This window comes from Bacillus cereus group sp. N11, assembly GCF_016483605.1.
Taxonomy (GTDB): Bacteria; Bacillota; Bacilli; order Bacillales; family Bacillaceae_G; genus Bacillus_A; species Bacillus_A toyonensis.
Genome location: NZ_JAEHBN010000020.1, coordinates 1 through 19,807, shown reverse-complemented (window position 1 = coordinate 19,807; position 19,807 = coordinate 1). Strand labels below are relative to the sequence as shown.

Below are 19,807 nucleotides of genomic sequence, written 5' to 3'. Positions count from 1 at the left end.
ATCTCGTAAAAACTCAAAAAAGCCGATAACCTACTTATAAAATAGTAGGCTATCGACTTTATACACGTGTTTTATTCGTTTATAAATCCTAGAATCGACCGTATCCTAAGAAATGTTTTTGATTGTATGAACTGTTAATATCACCGTACGCAATTCCTTTATCACTAGCATGAATCATTTGGCCATTACCCACGTAAATACCGATGTGAGATGGACCTGCTTTATAAGTACCTTGGAAGAATACTAAATCTCCAGGTTGTGGGCTACTTATTCTAGAAACTGAATTCCAGTAACCTGCAACGTCTTGACGACCTACACCAAAGATGTAAGAAATGAATCCACTACAGTCAAAACCACCGTTTGATGGAGATGCACTTCCCCAAACATATGGTAAACCTAAGTAGCCTTTCGCTTTACCAATTACGCCAGTATCCGGAGCTGGACCTGGTGTTGGTGCTGGCTTTTTCTCTTCTTTTTTAGGTGCCTCGTTTTTAGGTTCTTCTTTTTTAGGCTCTTCTTTTTGAGCTTGTCCACCGCTGTTCGCTGGTGTAACTTGTTGAGCAGGCGCTTGCACTTCTTTAGTAGCTTGTTCTGCTTGTTTTTGAGCAGCAGCTTCTTGTGCAGCTTTTGCTTGTGCTTCTTCTTCAGCCATACGTTGTAATTGTAATGCTTGTTTTTCAAGCTCTTTCAATTGACTTTCCGTACTTGTCATCGTAGTTACAACTGTATCCATTTTACCACTTAAATCGTTTACTGCTGTTTCTTTTTTCGCTTTTTCAGCGTCAAGTTCTTTCTTAGCAGTTTCAATTTGAGCTTGTGCTTCTTTTAATTCTTTTTGTTTTTCTTTTACAGTTGCAACATCCTTTTTCACGTTCGCTTGATCTTCTTGTTGTGTTTTCATGATATCTTCATCAGACTCAAGAATTTTAGAAACAGAAGTTAAACGATCAACTAAATCTGCAACGTTTTTAGAGTTTACAAGAACTTCTGTTACAACGTTCGTATTCGGCTGTTCTTGAAGCGCAACTAAACGTTTTCTTAATAAATCTTCACGTTTTGCGATTTTCGTTTGTAGTTCCGCAATGTCTTTATTTTTCTTTTCGATTAATTGCTCAGTATCAGCAACTTTTTTCGTTGTTTCATCAAGCTTTGAAGCATTTTCTTGAACAGACTTATCTAAACCTTGAATTGTTTTATTTAATTCGTTCATTTGTTTTTGTAATTCATCACGTTCTTGTTGTTGTTTATGTAAAGTGTCATTTTGTGTATTAATTTGTGATTTCACGTCAGAAATATTATCTTCTGCAAATGCATTTGGTGTTAATCCTGAAAACATTAACCCTGCAACTAATGCGCAAGACGCCATTTTTAGCTTTTTCATTTTATCTTTTACACCGCTTTCTTTTTCTTTTTTTCCGTATATAACCTATAAAATTTATACCATAATTCGGGTTTTTTTTTACCAATGTTACGCTTTTGTAAAACAAATGTAATATTATATGTGCATCTAGCGCAAAATACGTATATTTTTGTATGTATGTGTAGAATTTTTTAATTTTTCCTCATTGTTATAAACAAAGAAAAAACGCAAGGTGCCCCTTACGTTTTATTAAATATACGAATACAAATATAAATGAAATTGAAACGCTATTTCATCCATTTCTCAGCCCAATTTTGGACTTCATCCATAACACTTTCTAACGCTTTTCCTTTATCAGTTAAGCCATACTCGATTCGAACTGGTACTTCTGGATAAACATTACGAACTACAATGCCTTCGCTTTCCAATTCCTTTAAACGCTCTGACAACATACGATCGCTCATATTCGGTATAATATCTGCGATTTCTCTAAAACGTTTCGGCTCTTCTAGCAAAGATTTAATGATTAAGCCAGTCCATTTTTTACTAAGCAAAGTAAAAGCTGACTCAAACTTTGGACATAAACAAGAATTATGCTCCATATGTTTCACCTCTCTTCTATTATAATATAGTTTCTTGTAAAAAGTAAGTTATAAAACTTTCCTCATATTTTATTTTACGTACATTTTATCATTTCCAAATATTAACTTGTCAACTATACGTAACATTTCCGTAAAAAAACCCTCTTCAAAAAGAGAGCCTTTTCTATCTTATTACTTCGTATACCATCCAAGACCAAGTGCACCTTCACCTAAATGCGTACCAATTACAGCACCAAAATAACCCGTGCGAATTGCGACATGAGGATATTTTGCTTCTAATTCTTGCTTCCATTCATTCGCTTCCTCTTCACGTTGCGCATGAATGATAACTGCTTCCATAGGTACACCTTTACTTGCTTGTTCATCAAAAATTTCAACGATACGTTTTAGCGCTTTTTTACGTGTACGAATCTTTTCAAATGGAATAATGACTTTCTCTCTAAAATATAAAACTGGCTTCACTTGTAGCAAGCTACCGATGAAAGCTTGCGCACTATTTAATCTTCCACCACGTTGTAAATGATGTAAATCATCCACTACAAAATATGCGTCCATCGTTTGCTTCATTTCATCAAAACGAGCGATAATTTCTTCTGGTGTTTTTCCTTCACTTGCTAATTTCGCGCCTTCACGTACATAAAATCCTTGTACTTCACAACTAATTTCAGAGTCATACGTATATACTTCAATACCCTCTACCATCTGTCCAGCTGTCGTTGCTGTTTGGTATGTACCACTAATGCCACTTGAAAGATGAATACTAATAACTGCATCATATTCTTTAGATAATTCTTCGTATAACTCTAAAAACTTTCCAATCGCTGGCTGCGAAGTTTTCGGAAGTTCTTCCTGCTCACGTACTTTTACATAAAAATCATCTACTGAAATTTCAGCTTCTTCTTGATAAGATTCTGTTCCAAACACAACGTTTAATGGAATCATATATATATTTAGTTCGTCACGAATATGCTTCGGTATATATGCTGTACTATCAGTAACAATAGCTGTTTTCATTCTCGTACCTGCCTTATAAAAAATTTTTATCCCCTAATTTTACACGAAAACTAAAAAAGGTGCATCCATACATAAAAATACCGGTTGAGAATTATACTCAGCATCTCGACAAATTACAACAAAAAGATAAAATACTCATCAAAAATTTCAGCTTATTTATAAAAAATGTTTGAATATAAAAACGCCCGCTTTTAAAATGTAAAGTACTAGTCATTTTGACAGATAGGGGCGTATATCATTGTTATTACAATATTTAACAATAAAAGACTATGGCGAACACGAAATTGTCATTCAAAAATCAAGATTTATTTGTTATGTAAATAGAGCTACAACTGAAGAAGAAGCGCAAGCGTTTATACAAAAAATAAAAAAACAGCATTGGAATGCAACACATAACTGTTCAGCGTATTTAATTGGCGAACAAGATCAAATTCAAAAAGCGAACGATGACGGTGAACCGAGCGGCACAGCTGGTGTACCTATGTTAGAGGTATTAAAAAAACGCGGTTTAAAAGATACTGTTGTTGTCGTTACACGCTATTTTGGTGGCATTAAACTCGGTGCAGGTGGATTAATTCGCGCATACGGAAAATGTACAAGCGAAGGTATTAATCACGTCGGCATTGTCGAACGAAAACTAGTGCGGGTTATACAAACCGAGATTGATTACACTTTACTTGGCAAGCTAGAAAATGAATTACGCAATTCAAAATATGTCATTAAAGATATACATTATTTAGAAAATGTCACATTCGATACGTTTGTAGAAGAAGATGGAAAACAAGCATTCACAGATTGGATGATTGAATTAACAAATGGGAAATGTACAATTACAGAAGGAGATATGTTGTACTTAGAGCAAGATCTTATCTAAGAATAATGAAATTATCACCTTTAAAGATTAATGTAGTGAAGAACTTCTCTACAATGAACTAAGGAGATTATATATGGAAGAACGTTATCATCATCTCCAAAATCGCAGAATAAAAAAGAAGCGAAGAAGAAAACTTTTCTACTTCTTTATTTTCGCATTTTTATTTGGCAGTGTAGGAGTCTATATATTAAATTCCTACACTTCTCTTATGGGGATGTATAGTGGATTTAGTCGTGAAAAATCGGATTTAAGAACTAAAGATGTAGAAATTACAAAGCAACCTTTTACAATCCTCATTATGGGTATAGAAGATTATGCAACAGATGGTCAAAATGGGCGTACAGACTCATTAATGTTTGCGACAGTCAATCCGAAAACTCAAAGGATTTCACTTATGAGTATTCCTCGGGATAGCCGCGTTCCAATTGTTGGAAAGGACAAAGAAGATAAGGTTAACGCTGCGCATGCTTATGGTGGAGAACAAATGGCAATCAAAACTGTCGAAGGTTTTCTAAAAGTTCCTGTAGACCATTATATTAAAATTGATTTCCAAGGCTTTAAAGGTATCGTTGATGCTGTTGGCGGTGTTACCGTTGATGTCCCTTTCGATTTTTGGGAGCGCTCTGACGTGGATTACTACAAAAAAATCCAATTTAAGCAAGGGCAACAAAACTTAAATGGTGAAGAGGCACTCGCTTACGTCCGTATGCGAAAGCAGGATCCAAACGGCGATTATGGCCGAGCCGCTAGACAAAGACAATTGCTAGCCGCTGTTGCTCAAAAACTGAATTCTGCCTCTACTGTATTTAAAATTAAAGATTTAACGACTGTCGTTGGAAAATATATAAAAACCGACATTCCTATTTCAGACGGACTTGCTCTTTACAATAAACTTTCTGGTTTTGATCCTTCTACAATACAAACGTTAAAACTTGAAGGAGAAGACAAAAAAATAGGCGGTATTTATTACTTCCTTCCGGATCCAATCGGTGTAGAGACGGTACGTAATGAAATAGAAAAAGAACTAGGGGAAAAAGCAAAAACTCCAACAAATCCAAATACAAAAACCGATTCATCAAATCCTGACTCAAATTCTAACTCTAACGAAAAAGCAGAGAAAGAAACAAACCCGAACAAAACACCAACTGAGCCGCCCCCTTCCACAAATGCTCATGCAGAGTGGATTATGAGAAATCAGGAATAACAAAAAGAGCCAAATCTTATAAGATTTGGCTCTTTTTTATTTACTTATTAAAGTGTTGTAAAATTGATTCAACAATACGCTCTGATGCACGACCATCACCGTAAGGGTTAGATGCTTGCGCCATCTTATCATGAGCTTCTTTATCAGATAGTAACTCATCAGCAAGATTAAAGATTGTCTCTTCATCTGTTCCTGCTAATTTTAACGTACCTGCTTCAATACCTTCTGGGCGCTCTGTTGTATCACGTAGAACAAGAACTGGCACGCCAAGTGATGGTGCTTCTTCTTGAACACCGCCAGAATCAGTTAACATTAAGTATGAACGAGCTGCAACATTATGGAAATCAATTACATCTAGCGGCTCAATTAAATGAATACGGCTATGTTCTCCTAAAATATCATTTGCTGTTTCACGAACAACAGGGTTCATGTGAACAGGGTACACGACTTGCACATCTTCATGTTTATCAACAAGGCGCTTAATTGCACGGAACATATTACGCATTGGTTCACCTAAGTTTTCACGGCGATGCGCTGTCATCAGTACAAGGCGATCATTTCCAAGTTTCTCTAGTACCGGATGACTGTATGTTTCTTTTACAGTCGTTTTCAGTGCGTCAATCGCTGTATTTCCTGTTATGAAAATGCGTGACTCATCTTTATTTTCTCTCTGTAAGTTCGTTGCTGATTTCGCTGTCGGTGAGAAATGAAGGTCTGCCATTACACCTGTTAATTGACGATTCATCTCTTCTGGATATGGAGAATACTTATCCCATGTACGAAGTCCAGCTTCAACATGACCTACTGGAATTTGATTATAAAAAGCAGCTAAGCTAGCAATAAATGTTGTTGTTGTATCACCATGTACAAGGACGATATCAGGCTTTGCTTCTTTCATTACTTTGTCTAAACCTTCTAAACCGCGCGTTGTAATATCAATTAAAGTTTGACGATCTTTCATAATATTCAAATCGAAATCTGGCGTAATTCCAAAGATGCTTAATACTTGATCTAACATTTGACGATGTTGTGCTGTTACAGTCACAATTGATTCGATTTTTTCTGGATGCTTTTGCAACTCTAATACAAGAGGTGCCATTTTAATTGCTTCTGGACGTGTCCCGAAAATTGTCATTACTTTTAAACGTTCAGTCATTTTATTGCCTCTTTTCTCTCACTAGTTACAGTTTCTATTATGACGTATAAGAATAAACAAGGAACTTGCTCTTTTTATCGAATAGTAGCAACATGATTATTACAAACATTCTTTCGTCCCACTGAGTAGTAATCTATCCCTTGCTTTCTAGCATCCTCATTAGTATAACAATTTCTCCCATCAAATAGAATAGCCTCCCCCATAAGTTGTACATACTTTTCTAATGGATATGTTCGAATAGATTCCCATTCCGTTACGATAAAAACTGCACTCGCGCCTCTAATCGATTCATCTATACATTCAGCATATTGTATCGTCTTTCCAAATGTTTGTTGTACATGCTGAATTGCTTTCGGATCGTATACAACTACATCCGCACCTATATTAATCAATTCTTGTATGATAATAAGAGATGGTGCTTCTCTAATATCATCTGTATTCGGTTTAAATGCTGCTCCAAGAACTGCAACCCGTTTCTTATTCATATTTATTACTTTTTTCGCTTTTTCAACTAATAACAACTGCTGCTTATTATTCACTTCAATGACCGCTTTTAATAAACGAAAATCATGAGAAACATTTCCTGCCATTTGTACAAGTGCTTTCGTATCTTTCGGAAAACACGATCCCCCATATCCAATGCCCGCCTGTAAAAAATGGGTACCAATTCTATTATCCATCCCCATTCCTTTTGCTACATCTAATACATTTGCTCCTACCTTCTCACATATATTTGAAATTTCATTAATAAAGCTAATTTTTGTAGCCAAGAATGCATTAGACGCGTATTTAATCATCTCTGCACTCTTAATATCTGTAATATACGTTTGCAAGCATAATGCACTGTACAAATCCTCTACTTTCCGTGCAACTTTCTCATCATCCGCTCCAATTACAATACGATCACCATGGAAGAAATCATAAATACCGGAACCTTCTCGTAAAAACTCTGGATTCGATACGACATGTAATTTGTGCCTCCCTTGTAACTTCGCCTCAATCCATCCCTGCATCGCTTCATTTGTACCTACAGGAACTGTACTTTTCGTAACAACAATAATATCGTTATTCACGTACGTCCCAATATCCTCACACGCACGCTTAATATACGTTAAATCAGCTCTCCCATTTGCTAATGATGGTGTTCCAACCGCAATAAATATAAATTCAGCATTTTTAAAAGCTTTTAATTTACTTGTTGTAAAAGTTAACTTTGCACACTTATACGCATCATGTATTAATTCATGTAAGCCACATTCATAAATAGGTAAATCCCCTTGTTTTATCCGTTCAATTTTTTCATAATCTATATCAAAACATGTGACCGAATGTCCCAGTTTTGCCAAACCTACTCCTGTAATTAATCCAACATATCCAGTACCAATTATCGTAATTTTCATTTCCCCTTCGCACAGGAATATACAATAGAAAATATACGAATACATAGAATTCCCCTGTGCTTCCTCCTCTCATATTAAAAATGAGAAAACATTTTACTTCTCTATTATATGAATTACCTTTTCCATACTTTTTTAAGTTTTTGTAAAATTACATAAGAGAATACAAATTACCATATTTTAACACGAGACTTACTCATTTCTACGTGTAACACTTATAATACTGAAATAAAAATACTCACTATAGGAGAGGCGCGAAAATGGTCTATTATAAATACCAACAAACGCAACCTTCTTAAATGAGCTAACATTCTATATACAATTGTCATATCTTCTATTCACTTCCACTTACTACAAAAAGAAAAAAAGATTGAATTCTAATCTTTTTGTGATACCATATGTTATGAGCCTGCAAATAAACATCATAATTTTCAGATAAATAAACTAAAAAATTATGTTAGACTATAAAAAGGTGGGGTATTAATGGACTCACAAGTGATTTATGCCATTTTGGCATCTTTCATCACTGTACTCGTCGTTACTCCTTTAGTTATTAAATTAGCTTTTAAAATAGGAGCAACAGATAAGCCAAATGCGCGTAAAGTACACCAAAAGATTATGCCTCGTCTTGGCGGATTAGCAATATTTATCGGTGTAGCTGTAGGATTTGTTGTTGGCGGGTTATATGAACAAAGAATGTTATCGATAACATTAGGTGCGATTATCATTGTAATCATCGGGATTTTAGATGATATGTACGAACTATCTGCGAAGGTAAAATTCGGTGGACAACTATTAGTTGCAGCTATGATTGTAAAAAGTGGATTATTAGTGCAAGTATTATATATTCCAATCCTCGGGGATACTGAACTTGGATGGCTTGCTTATCCAATTACAGTGTTTTGGATTGTAGGTATTACAAATGCAATCAACTTAATTGACGGATTAGATGGATTGTCCGCTGGAATTTCATCTATCGTACTTGCAACACTGGCATATATGGCCTTCACTAGTCCATGGGGTACTGGAACAGCTATCATTTTACCTCTAGCACTAATTGCACTTGCAAGTACACTTGGATTTTTATTCTATAACTTCCATCCAGCAAAAATTTTCATGGGAGATACAGGAGCACTATTTTTAGGATACTGTATTTCTGTCATATCGTTACTTGGATTATACAAAAGTGTAACGTTATTCAGCTTCATCGTTCCAGTTATCATTTTAGGTGTACCTGTATTTGATACGGCATTCGCAATTATCCGCCGTATCGTAAATAAAAAACCTATTTCAGCGCCAGATAAATCGCATTTACATCACCGTTTGCTTGCAATGGGATTCTCTCATCGTAAAACGGTACTAATTATATACGCATTCGGTATCTTCTTTAGTGTAAATGCCATTATTTTCACTAGTGCAACATTATGGTTATCCATTATTCTTCTTTTCATTTTAATCTTCTTCACAGAAATCATTGCTGAAATAATCGGCCTTGTACACGAACGTTACAAACCAATTATTTCCTTCTATAAAAAAATGAAAAAACGCGAAGACTAATTGTAGTATAGCCTTTACAATTATGAAATATTCAAATAGCATCCTCTTTCTTTGAAGAGGATGCTATTTTTTATTTTTTTACTCCTTATTTGACATTTCCAAAATATAGATTGTTTGAGAGTCCCTTTATTGGAGAAAGATATACATAATAAAAACAGTATCAAATTTTATTTTTTACATCTTGATTGTCAAACTGAGGGTGAATGTTATGATCAAGCGAGTATTTCAATGTATCATTTTATTTTTCACAATTACTATATACACGTCATCTAATCCTGAAGCAACTACAATTATTCCTGCTGAACATCATCCAAATGCTGAAACGACCTCTCCTACACAAAAGATTGCGTACTTAACATTTGATGATGGACCAAACAAATATACGATGCAAATTTTAAACATTTTAAAAGAAAAAAATGGAAAAGCAACCTTCTTTGTTATTGGTGGAAAAGTACCGCATTACCAAAAGACGATGCAGCGATTAATTAAAGACGGACATTATATTGGACTTCATAGTATGTCACACGATGTAAAACGCCTTTATACTGGCGATCCTTCCACTTTAATTACAGAAATGGAACAAACTCAAAACATTGTCCAGCAAGTTACAAAACTAAATACACACCTCGTCCGCGTTCCATACGGTAGCATGCCTTACTTAAAAAAGAATTATCGTGATGCTCTTGTATCAGCTCGATATAAAATGTGGGATTGGACAATTGATACATATGATTGGAAAAGCTATGACAATCCTTCTGCCATACTAGAAAGAGTACGTAATCAAAGTGATGAACAAGTCGAAGTTATTTTAATGCACGATTCAAGTGTCACTGTACAAATACTGCCAAAAGTAATCGATTATTTACAGTCACAAGGATACAAACTTCTTCCTTATAATCCCTCTTCCCATCTCGAAGTTAATTTTTGGAAAGACACAAGATTGTAACAGCTTTAGTGCCTATATGCTAAAGCTGTTTTATTTTTCTCTTCCCACCCTTCTCATTTTTGTGTAAAATTTTAAATAGTGATGAAGTTTCGAGGTGAATAGAAATGAAACGAATAGATCTCATTTTTAACGCAATACAAGAAGGAAATTACACAGAAGGTATAACCGCATTAGAACTCGCTACCCTGTTGCAACTAGATCGTGCCAATGTAAGTAGCGACTTAAACAAACTTGTAAAAGATAAACGTTTATTAAAAACAAATACGCGCCCTGTTCGTTTTTATATAGAAACGAACACTTCGTTGGAAACGCATTCAAAAGACGCGACTTCACTAGATACATTTGCAATTGAAAATACGAGCCTTAAAATCGCAATTGAAAAGGCGAAAGCTTCTATTCTCTATCCTCCAAACGGTATGCATACTTTACTGCTAGGAGAAACAGGAGTCGGAAAATCTATGTTTGCTTCTTTAATGCACGAATATGCAATTGAAGTTGAACAGCTTCCAAAAAAGGCACCATTTATCGTCTTTAACTGTGCTGATTATGCAAACAATCCACAGCTACTACTTGGACAGTTATTTGGGATCAAAAAAGGAGCTTACACAGGTGCGAATGATCAAAAAGGGTTAATTGAAAAAGCACATGAAGGAATTCTTTTCTTAGATGAAGTACACCGCCTTCCTCCAGAAGGACAGGAAATGCTCTTCACTTTTATTGACCGCGGAGTATATCGCCGCCTAGGAGAAACAGAAAACGAGCGTAAAGCACAAGTATTAATCATTACTGCAACAACAGAAGAACCAAATTCATTTTTATTAAAAACATTTACAAGACGTATACCGATGACTGTCACGCTTCCACCACTTCGTGAGCGTACACATAAAGAACGCTTTGCTTTACTACAACTATTTTTCACAAATGAAGCAATTCGGCTAAGGAAAGAAATTCATGTTAGCCCGAACGCAATGCGTGCTTTCGTCTTTTACAATTGTCCCAATAACATCGGTCAATTAAAAACAGATGTACAAATCGCCTGTGCGAAAGCTTATTCTGATTTTGTAACAAAGAAACGTGATTCTGTCTATGTTTCAAGTACAGATTTACCTTGGTATATGAAAGAAGGGCTATTTATTGAAAGAAAGAGCCGTCACCTTTACCAAATACCAAATGAAACATTTGTATTTACGGGAGATGAAGGTTGGAGTAAACATAAAGCAGAAGATGAAAAACGGTCTTCTATTTACGACTATATTGATTATAAATATGAAGAACTTCAAGCACGCGGTATTGAAGAGGAAGAATTAGAATTACTAATAGAAAATGATATTCAAAGCTTTTTCGTACAATATTTTAACCAAATGTCCAAAAAGACAAGTCATGAAAATGTTTTTAAAATTGTTGATCGTAACATCGTTTCCGTATGTGAAAAAATTGCGGAGCTCGCTGAAAAACATTTATCTAAGACGTTTGATGAAAAAGTCTTTCTCGCATTAAGTTTACATGTACAGACAACTCTACAACGTTTACAAAGCGGGAAGCAAATTCATCACCCACAATTGAATCAAATTCGTACGAAATATAAAGAAGCTTTTTCCGTAGCTATGCAATGCATTCAACTACTGGAAGAAGAATTACAAATAACAATGCCCATGGATGAAGCTGGCTTCTTAACAATGTTCTTCGTTGTTGATCCAATTCCTGCTTCCCAAACAGAAGTAAAAGTATTAATATTAGCGCACGGTAATGGCATCGCAACAGAAATGGCAAACGTTGCAAATGAACTCCTCGGTATTGATGAAGTGACCGGTATTGATATGCCACTACATGAATCACCGAAAGATTTTTTAGAGCGGGTTAAAGTGTATATGAAAACACTTCAGAATGTAAACGGGCTTCTCTTACTTGTTGATATGGGGTCTCTTGCTTATATCGGTGATATATTAGAAACTGAATTCAAAATTCCTGTACGTGTCCTTTCCATGACAAGTACTCCACACGCACTAGAAGCAGCTCGAAAAGCTCAGCTCGGCTATTCATTAGATGCACTATATGAAACAGTAAAGAACTTAACGCCGTTCTATTTAAACGTACAAGAAGAAAAGAAAAAGCCACTATCACCAATGAAGTCTGTTATTTTAACAGCTTGTTTAACTGGCGAAGGAAGTGCCTTAGCTATTCAAAAAATGTTAGAGAACTATTTAAGATTTGATAAAGACTTAATTGAAATTATCCCAATTAGTATCGTCCATGAAAAAGATTTAACGAAAATGATTGAGAACATAAAAAAAGAGCGTAATATCATTTGTATCGTCACAAATTTCGATGTGCAAGTCCCTTGTTTAACATATCATTTCCAAGATATTGTGAACTACACAGCGATTCAGCCAATTCAAGAATTAATTACGTATGAAGAAACATATGCGAAAATGGCCGATATTCTTGAACAACAAATGCAGCGTAACGACGGGGCATTACTAATTAAAACAATTCGTTACGCACTAAATACAATTCAAGAATTAATTTCCTTGCAGCTAACTCCTGATAGCTTAATGGGTGTTATTTTGCATATGAGCTGTATGGTTGATCGTCTTCAAAAAGGAGAAAAACTTCTTCCTCATCCTGATAAAGAAAAAAGAAGACAAGATGAGTACTGGATGTATATGAAAGTGAAAAAAGCATTACAACCAATTGAAAATACATTTGAAATACAAATACCAGATGATGAAGTATTTTATATCATGGACTTCTTTATTAAAAATCAGCCTGTTAAAAGTTAAACAAGTAACCTTTAGCGAAACTCCTTCGAATAAAGTGAATGCTTTTACGGGCAGTTAATGCAGGATAAATTTATATCGACGATTTTCAAAATATATGAATGTATCGTCAATACACATCATCCTATCTAATTCGAAAAGGCTGTTCCAATTTTTTGGAGCAGCCTTTTCATTTACTTCTTTACCTTTCTAATCCGCCCTCTTATTTCTCCTTTTTTATGTGATTTCGTATGAACATTTACATATACATTAGCTTGAATAATTTCTTGGAGAAAATGAACAAGGGATTTTCCTTGTAAAGGCCCTTCGAATTCCTCCACATTTACGGCACCAGTAATGCTTCCCTCATTCAAACTAATCCCTTGCTCTAGCGGACCGTATAAATAGAAAACAACGGGACCAATTTGACTGGACTTCCCTAAATGAATTTGACACGATGTGACCTTTTCTATATTTTTTAATATTACCCTGTAATGCAACTTCGTTAAATCATCACTAAAAATAAACTCTGCTACCCCAAAAGCTTCTGTATTTACAGGAGGCAATTCCCTCTTCCCTGTTAACCTAGCAAAAAAGTGTGTTGTCATAGGGCATTCTCCTTATATCAATTTCCCAGCACTTCTTTTACTACTTTATGGTTTACACATAATCATTTATGACTTTTTCAACTTTTAATTACGAAGAAAAGATTCACAAAATCTTTACATAAGAATCATTTCTTTTGCTTTACCACCTCTTGTATAATGCACATAGAAAAAACTTTCTAGGAGGTTACTTTGAAAAATAACAACTACTCTTTTCGATTATTAGTCGAGATTTTTCTCGTCTCATTTAAATTAGGACTTACTTCATTCGGCGGTCCTGTCGCTCATCTTGGTTATTTTCATCATGAATACGTGCAAAAAAGAAAATGGATGGATGAAAAAAGTTACGGAGACTTAGTAGCACTGTGTCAATTCCTTCCTGGTCCCGCTAGTAGTCAAGTCGGTATGGGCGTTGGATTATTAAGGGGCGGGCTATTAGGAGCAATTATCTCTTGGATTGGTTTCACCCTCCCCTCTGTTCTCGTTTTAGTCTTTTTTGCTTCATTCCTTAATCAATTCGAAATTGGAAGTACAGGATGGATTCATGGACTCAAACTTGTAGCAGTCGCAATTGTCGCTCATGCAATATGGGGAATGGCTCAAAAGCTAACTCCGGACCGAAACCGTGCAACAATCGCCATTGTAACTGCCGCGATTGCCTTGTTATGGCCAAGTAGCTGGACACAAATCATTCTCATTTTACTTTCAGGGCTGATCGGCTGGCTTTTATATAAAACTCCTCAAAACGCCCAAGTCTATAAAATACAAATTTCTATTTCAAAAACGATGGCTAGTTCTTGTCTCATTTTATTTTTCGGACTATTACTATTGCTACCAATACTGCGACCGCTCTCTTCTCATATCGCATTATTTGATAGCTTTTACCGTTCTGGTTCTCTCGTATTTGGCGGAGGGCACGTCGTACTCCCTCTTCTTGAAAGTGAGTTTGTACAGAACGGGCTGATGACAAAAGAACAATTTTTAGCTGGATACGGATTAACACAAGCGGTGCCAGGGCCTCTCTTTACATTTGCTTCTTATATAGGGGCAGTGCTAAACGGAACCACTGGAGCAGTAATCGCAACAATCGCTATCTTCCTTCCTGCCTTTTTGCTCGTTATTGGTGTTTTACCATTTTGGGACAGTGTAAGAAAGGTACCCGCTATACAAGGCGCATTACTCGGTGTTAACGCCGCAGTTGTCGGTATTTTAATTGCCGCTTTTTACGATCCAATTTGGACGAGTACAATTATGAATGCTTCAGATTTTGTCTTTGCGTCTCTTCTTTTTGGCTTACTAACTTTTTGGAAAACACCGCCTTGGATTATCGTTATACTCGGGGCTTTTGGTGGATATGTTATATCTATTTTATAAATATAAAAAACGACGGCCACTTAGCCGTCGTTTTCCTATTAAAACTTCACAAGCTCTATTCCTTCAGGTAACTCACTCTCCGTTAAAATACGCAATTCTTTCACACGATCCATTACGTAAGAAGAACGTTTCACAAGCTCTGGATCAATATACGCTGGATGTACCATAATTTCTATCGTTTGTTCATCCTTCACTCTTCCTTTTAACTTGGAAAAGTAATCTTCCGTCACACCATCCGCGTAAAAATCGCTATAAAACACATCAGAAAATGGGCGCACTGCTCTATCTTCCTCACAACGACGAATCGGAACGTTATATTTACTTGCTAACATCTCAAGAACATCGTGTAAAACCTTTAATCCATGCACATGATGATGACTATCTAAATGAGTTGGTGTTAATCCGTAAGATAAAAATTTCTCAATTTGAGCAGTCCATTCTCTCTCAACTTCTTCAGGATTTATATTCCCTTCCCTTACAACACGTTGTTTATGGAACGCCCCATCTTTCCCTACAAGGGATGGTACATCCTTTAAAAGTGGTTCTCCTGCCGTTAATACGAGATGCACACCTACTCCTAACGTTTTATAATCTTTCGCTAAGCGTACGGCATGCTCTGTTCCTGGCATATTCATCATCATTGTCGTTGAGTTTACAAGTCCATTTATATGTCCATCAATAATACCGTAATTTGTACCTTCTGTAAGACCGAAATCATCTGCATTTACAATCAACTTAATCATCATAATACCTCCTATTAGAATAAAAAAAGCGGGCTAAATAGCGCCGCTTTTTACTTCTCTACCTTTTTAAAGAACTGTGGAAGATATTCTTTATGTGCTTCCAACATTTCATCTAAAATTTGTTTTGCAACTTTATCTGACGGTACAAGTGGATTAATTGTCATAGCAAGCAGCGCCTTATGATAATCCCCTGTAACAGCAGCTTCAATTGTTGTGCGCTCAAATGATTTAATTTGCTGTACTAAACCGCGAACTGGTACTGGAAGATCTCCAACTGCAATTGGTTTTGGGCCTTCTTTCGTAATAATACAGTTCACTTCAACAGCTGAATCATGTGGTAAGCTTGCAATTGTTCCGTTGTTTCGTGTATTAACAGGCTGGATATCACCTTTATTATTGTAAATAGACGTAATTAAGCTACATGCTGCATCACTATAATAAGCTCCGCCACGTTTTTCTAATTGTGGTGGTTTAATATCTAAGTTCGGGTCTTTATATAACTCAAATAAATCATTTTCTAATTGTTTTACTACTTCTGCACGTGTACCTTTTTCAACAGAAGCCTCTTTCTCTTCTTCTAACATTTCACGTGTTTTGTAGTAATAACGATGATATGGACATGGAATTGCGCGAAGACCGCGAATAAAGTCTGGCTCCCAATTAAGAGCAGAGATATTTTCCATCGTAATTTGCTTTTCTGGATCTGTTACAAGCTCTAACACTCGATCCATTACACTTACGCCATCTAAATATACGTCTAATCCGTATACCATATGGTTTAAACCTGCGAAATCAACATGTACACGACTTGCATCTACTTCAAGTAATCTCGCAAGACCCATGCGAATTCCGATTGGAACGTTACATAGACCAACTACTCTTTGAATATTTGTATAGCGAAGGACAGCTTCTGTTACCATACCAGCTGGGTTAGCAAAGTTAATTAACCATGCATTTGGACAAAGTTCCTCCATATCTTTACAAATATCTAAAATAACAGGAATCGTTCTCAGCGCTTTAAATAAACCACCAGGACCATTCGTTTCCTGACCGATTACATCATATTTTAACGGAATTGCTTCATCTTTTGCACGTGCTTCTAATAAACCAACGCGAAGCTGTGTTGTTACGAAGTCAGCATCTTTTAATGCCTCACGGCGATCAAGTGTTAAATGCACTTCGATTGGTAAACCTGATTTTTTCACCATACGTTTCGCTAAGTTACCAACGATTTCTAACTTTTCTTTTCCTGCCTCAATATCTACTAACCAAATTTCACGAACAGGAAGCTCATCATAACGTTTAATAAATCCTTCAATTAACTCTGGTGTATAACTAGATCCACCGCCGATTGTAGCAATTTTAATTCCAGTCATGCTTTATTCCCCTTTCGCTTCAAGCTTTTTATAAAGATCGATAAACTCTGCTGCTAATTCTTTTACTGTAATAGAATTCATTAAATGATCTTGTGCATGGATTAAAAGAACACTAATCTCTGTTTTTTCTCCTCTTGCTTCTGATTGTATGAGCTCTGTTTGGAAATGATGCGCTTCATTAATCGCTTCTTTCGCCTTTACCATCGCTTCATCTGCTTCTGCCATTTTCCCCTGTTTGGCAAATTGAAGTGCCTCCATTGCAAAGCTTCGTGCATTACCACTATTTAAAATCAATTGGAATGGAATTTGTTCTGCTGTAGTCATCATAATTACCGCCCTCTCTATTATGGTTCAACCGATTTAAATACCCCTTCAGTTTGAACATGTCTATTAAATTATTATTTTATGAATGATAGTTTGGTGTTCTTATAGATGTTTTTCATCTTTTTGAACATGATATAAAGGTAATTGTTCTGACGAGCTATACAAACTCGTCAGAACAACACTTTTTAAAGTGATACTGAATTGTCGTTTCCTTTTGTTTCAGCTTTCGCAGCTTGTACATACGTACGGTCACACATTAATACGAATGGATAGTAAATAACTACCGCGATTGCAAAGTTTACAAGCTGTAGTACAGCACCAGCAATACTTCCGCCCGCTACAAGATAACCACTAAAGATTGGTGGCATTGTCCATGGAACTAAAGCAACTGTTTTTGGTACCCATCCTAAAGAAATTGCTGTATAAGAAGTAATTACTAATACAACTGGTGTAAGTACGAATGGAATGATTAACGCTGGGTTTAATACAATTGGTGTACCGAAAATAACTGGTTCGTTAATATTGAAGAAACCAGGACCGATAGATACACGGCCTACACCACGAAGTTGCGCACTTTTTGCAACAAGCATTACCGCTACTAAGAATGCTAATGTTGCACCTGATCCACCGATGTATACGTATACATCAAAGAATGGCTTTGTGAAAATGTGCGGTACATCATATGCAGACATACCATCGTTAAATAATTTAATGTTCTTTTCTAGTGCTGGTAAATAGATTGGGTCGATAATACCACCGATAATATTAGGACCATGTAATCCGAAGAACCATAATACGTGAATAAGTAATGCGATAATAATTGCACTTGGTAACGTACCTGCTAAACCTTGTAATGGTAATTGAATTGTTTCAAATACGATTTTATGAATACTTGTTCCCGCTAATTTCACAGCTAATTGAATACTTGCTGTTGCGATTAAAATAACGAATGCTGGAACTAATGCTGCGAATGATTTCATTACTGCTGGTGGAACACCATCTGGCATCTTAATTGTAATATCCCTTTGAACAAAGAATCTGAATACCTCGGTTACAAGAAGAGCTACAATGATAGAAACGAATAAACCTTGTGATCCTGTCCAAGCTAAATCAATACCGCCTTCTTTTGGCGTTGTCGGAGATATAATAATTAATGCACCGAATGTAATAATTGCTGCTGACAACGCATCTACACCGTAAGATTTCGCTAAATTATAACTTATCCCAACTGCGGCTATGAGAGCTAATATTGCAAAGGACCCTGTCCACATACCACCGCCGATATCTTTCCAAACATCCCCAAATGCACCCTTCATAAGTTTTTGGAATGCATCAACTGGTAGATTATTTATAAGTACTGCAAACGATCCAACTAAAATAAGAGGCATAACTGCGATAAAACCATCACGGATTGCAACTAAATGACGCTGCGATCCGATTCTTCCTGCGACTGGAACTAAATATTTCTCCATAAATGCAATAAATTTTTGCATTTCGCTTCCCCCCTAATTATTTTTTAAGTGTTAGTGCGTGATCTAAAACTGCTTCTCCATTCATCATGCCGTAGTGCATTGGATTAATAACATCAATTCCAACGTTTTTCTCATCAGCAAGCGTTTTCATTGAAGAGAGCATGTAACGAACTTGTGGTCCTAATAATAGTACATCTGCTTGATCGATATTGTTTTTTACTGCATCCCCAGATACAGCCCAAATCTTTCCTTCTAAACCGCGAGCTTTTGCAGCCGCTTCCATTTTTGTAACTAGTAAACTTGTAGACATCCCTGCTGAGCAACATAATAAAATATTCATTTGAAAATCCCCCTTGTGTAGTATAAAAAGTTTATGTTATTTATTTTTCTTTACGCTATTTATTAATGCAATTAGCGTGCCAACTTTTTAAAACCACTAAAATCAGCGCTTTTTCGAGCATTTTCTTTGTGTGTTAACGCTTTCAATTAGTGTGTCCCCCCAAAAAACACACAGTGTGTTATAAAACAACACACTTTTAACACATAACTGTATGAAAATAGATTAGTGTTTAGTTGTCTAGTTGTATTTAAAATAAAAAAATACTAAAAAAATTTTTCAGCTTGAAAATCCAGTAAAAAAATAAACCTCTCTTGAACACACTCTTCTATCTATTGTCCAAGCAAACTCTACTAAATTACATAGAATAAAATAAAATAACACAATTCGAAAGGGGATTCCTATGCCAAAACATAGAAAACAAAGCAAAATAAAGATTTATAGAATAACAAGCTATAAAAAAGACGAGCGCTCTGAATTAGAATCTGACAAATTTGAACTAGAACAGCAGGAAATAGAAAATAAGCAGGACAAGCACGACAAACAGGACAAACAGGACAAACAGGACAAACAGGACAAACAGGACAAACAAGAAAAACAAGAAAAACAAGAAAAACAAGAAAAACAAGAAAAACAAGAAAAACAAGACAAACAGGACAAACAGGAAAAACAAGAAAAACAGGACAAAAAAAAGAAAAAGGAGGAACAGG

16 protein-coding genes and 2 pseudogenes are annotated in these 19,807 nt (G+C 35.8%); 7 read left to right on the top strand and 11 right to left on the bottom strand.

What is annotated here, in order from left to right; translation table 11 throughout:
* Window positions 1–88: 88 nt before the first annotated feature.
* The 3 genes and pseudogenes from JDS98_RS24885 to JDS98_RS24875 form a co-directional block, all read right to left on the bottom strand.
* A pseudogene (locus tag JDS98_RS24885) lies at window positions 89–1,487 on the bottom strand (C40 family peptidase).
* A 160-nt stretch (window positions 1,488–1,647) separates the two neighbouring features.
* Entirely contained in the window at window positions 1,648–1,962 is a 315-nt protein-coding gene (locus JDS98_RS24880) for a winged helix-turn-helix transcriptional regulator (protein WP_000400852.1), read from the bottom strand.
* A 171-nt stretch (window positions 1,963–2,133) separates the two neighbouring features.
* The gene (locus JDS98_RS24875) at window positions 2,134–2,976 is read right to left on the bottom strand and encodes a DegV family protein (RefSeq protein WP_000844773.1); all 843 of its coding nucleotides are present in this window, start codon (window positions 2,974–2,976) and stop codon (window positions 2,134–2,136) included.
* Window positions 2,977–3,214: 238 nt separating this feature from the next.
* Here JDS98_RS24875 and JDS98_RS24870 point away from each other — a divergent pair, with 238 nt between their 5' ends.
* On the top strand, window positions 3,215–3,850 hold the full coding sequence (locus JDS98_RS24870) for a YigZ family protein (RefSeq protein ID WP_000926675.1): 636 nt from the start codon (window positions 3,215–3,217) through the stop codon (window positions 3,848–3,850).
* Between the two features lie 73 nt (window positions 3,851–3,923).
* A complete protein-coding gene (locus JDS98_RS24865; protein WP_199634450.1) occupies window positions 3,924–5,054 on the top strand; it encodes an LCP family protein in 1,131 nt (376 codons plus the stop codon).
* 40 nt (window positions 5,055–5,094) lie between these two features.
* Here the strand turns inward: JDS98_RS24865 and wecB are convergent, their stop codons facing one another.
* A complete protein-coding gene (gene wecB, locus JDS98_RS24860) occupies window positions 5,095–6,210 on the bottom strand; it encodes a non-hydrolyzing UDP-N-acetylglucosamine 2-epimerase (protein WP_000140136.1) in 1,116 nt (371 codons plus the stop codon).
* A gap of 74 nt (window positions 6,211–6,284) precedes the next feature.
* Window positions 6,285–7,655 (bottom strand): UDP-glucose dehydrogenase family protein, encoded by a 1,371-nt coding sequence (locus tag JDS98_RS24855; RefSeq protein ID WP_199634449.1) that lies wholly within the window; start codon window positions 7,653–7,655, stop codon window positions 6,285–6,287.
* Between the two features lie 435 nt (window positions 7,656–8,090).
* On the opposite strand from JDS98_RS24855, the gene JDS98_RS24850 reads away from it, so the two are divergent.
* From JDS98_RS24850 to JDS98_RS24840, 3 genes are all read left to right on the top strand, one after another.
* A complete protein-coding gene (locus JDS98_RS24850) occupies window positions 8,091–9,164 on the top strand; it encodes a glycosyltransferase family 4 protein (protein WP_000378305.1) in 1,074 nt (357 codons plus the stop codon).
* 208 nt (window positions 9,165–9,372) lie between these two features.
* Window positions 9,373–10,110: a polysaccharide deacetylase family protein gene (locus tag JDS98_RS24845; RefSeq protein WP_000597144.1), complete on the top strand. Its 738-nt coding sequence runs from the start codon at window positions 9,373–9,375 to the stop codon at window positions 10,108–10,110.
* Between the two features lie 104 nt (window positions 10,111–10,214).
* Window positions 10,215–12,890 carry a sigma-54-dependent transcriptional regulator gene (locus JDS98_RS24840; protein WP_098210289.1) on the top strand — a complete coding sequence of 892 codons (2,676 nt, stop codon included), beginning with the start codon at window positions 10,215–10,217 and terminating at the stop codon, window positions 12,888–12,890.
* 170 nt (window positions 12,891–13,060) lie between these two features.
* Here the strand turns inward: JDS98_RS24840 and exsM are convergent, their stop codons facing one another.
* Window positions 13,061–13,474: an exosporium regulatory protein ExsM gene (exsM, locus tag JDS98_RS24835; protein ID WP_000207041.1), complete on the bottom strand. Its 414-nt coding sequence runs from the start codon at window positions 13,472–13,474 to the stop codon at window positions 13,061–13,063.
* Window positions 13,475–13,663: 189 nt separating this feature from the next.
* Between exsM and JDS98_RS24830 the strand changes: the two genes are divergently transcribed.
* Entirely contained in the window at window positions 13,664–14,845 is a 1,182-nt protein-coding gene (locus JDS98_RS24830; RefSeq protein ID WP_199634448.1) for a chromate transporter, read from the top strand.
* 38 nt (window positions 14,846–14,883) lie between these two features.
* Here JDS98_RS24830 and chbG read toward each other — a convergent pair whose 3' ends face one another.
* The 5 genes from chbG to JDS98_RS24805 all read right to left on the bottom strand — a co-directional run bounded on the left by chbG (window position 14,884) and on the right by JDS98_RS24805 (window position 19,100).
* Window positions 14,884–15,588, bottom strand: coding sequence for a chitin disaccharide deacetylase (gene chbG, locus JDS98_RS24825; RefSeq protein WP_000593458.1), 705 nt, complete (start codon window positions 15,586–15,588; stop codon window positions 14,884–14,886).
* Window positions 15,589–15,638: 50 nt separating this feature from the next.
* On the bottom strand, window positions 15,639–16,964 hold the full coding sequence (gene celF / locus JDS98_RS24820) for a 6-phospho-beta-glucosidase (protein WP_199634447.1): 1,326 nt from the start codon (window positions 16,962–16,964) through the stop codon (window positions 15,639–15,641).
* A gap of 3 nt (window positions 16,965–16,967) precedes the next feature.
* Entirely contained in the window at window positions 16,968–17,291 is a 324-nt protein-coding gene (locus tag JDS98_RS24815) for a PTS lactose/cellobiose transporter subunit IIA (RefSeq protein WP_000989054.1), read from the bottom strand.
* 182 nt (window positions 17,292–17,473) lie between these two features.
* Window positions 17,474–18,781 (bottom strand): PTS cellobiose transporter subunit IIC, encoded by a 1,308-nt coding sequence (celB, locus tag JDS98_RS24810; protein WP_001168852.1) that lies wholly within the window; start codon window positions 18,779–18,781, stop codon window positions 17,474–17,476.
* 16 nt (window positions 18,782–18,797) lie between these two features.
* Entirely contained in the window at window positions 18,798–19,100 is a 303-nt protein-coding gene (locus tag JDS98_RS24805; RefSeq protein WP_001023563.1) for a PTS sugar transporter subunit IIB, read from the bottom strand.
* Between the two features lie 400 nt (window positions 19,101–19,500).
* On the opposite strand from JDS98_RS24805, the pseudogene JDS98_RS24800 reads away from it, so the two are divergent.
* Window positions 19,501–19,807: pseudogene (locus JDS98_RS24800) on the top strand (polyamine aminopropyltransferase); the annotation flags it as partial.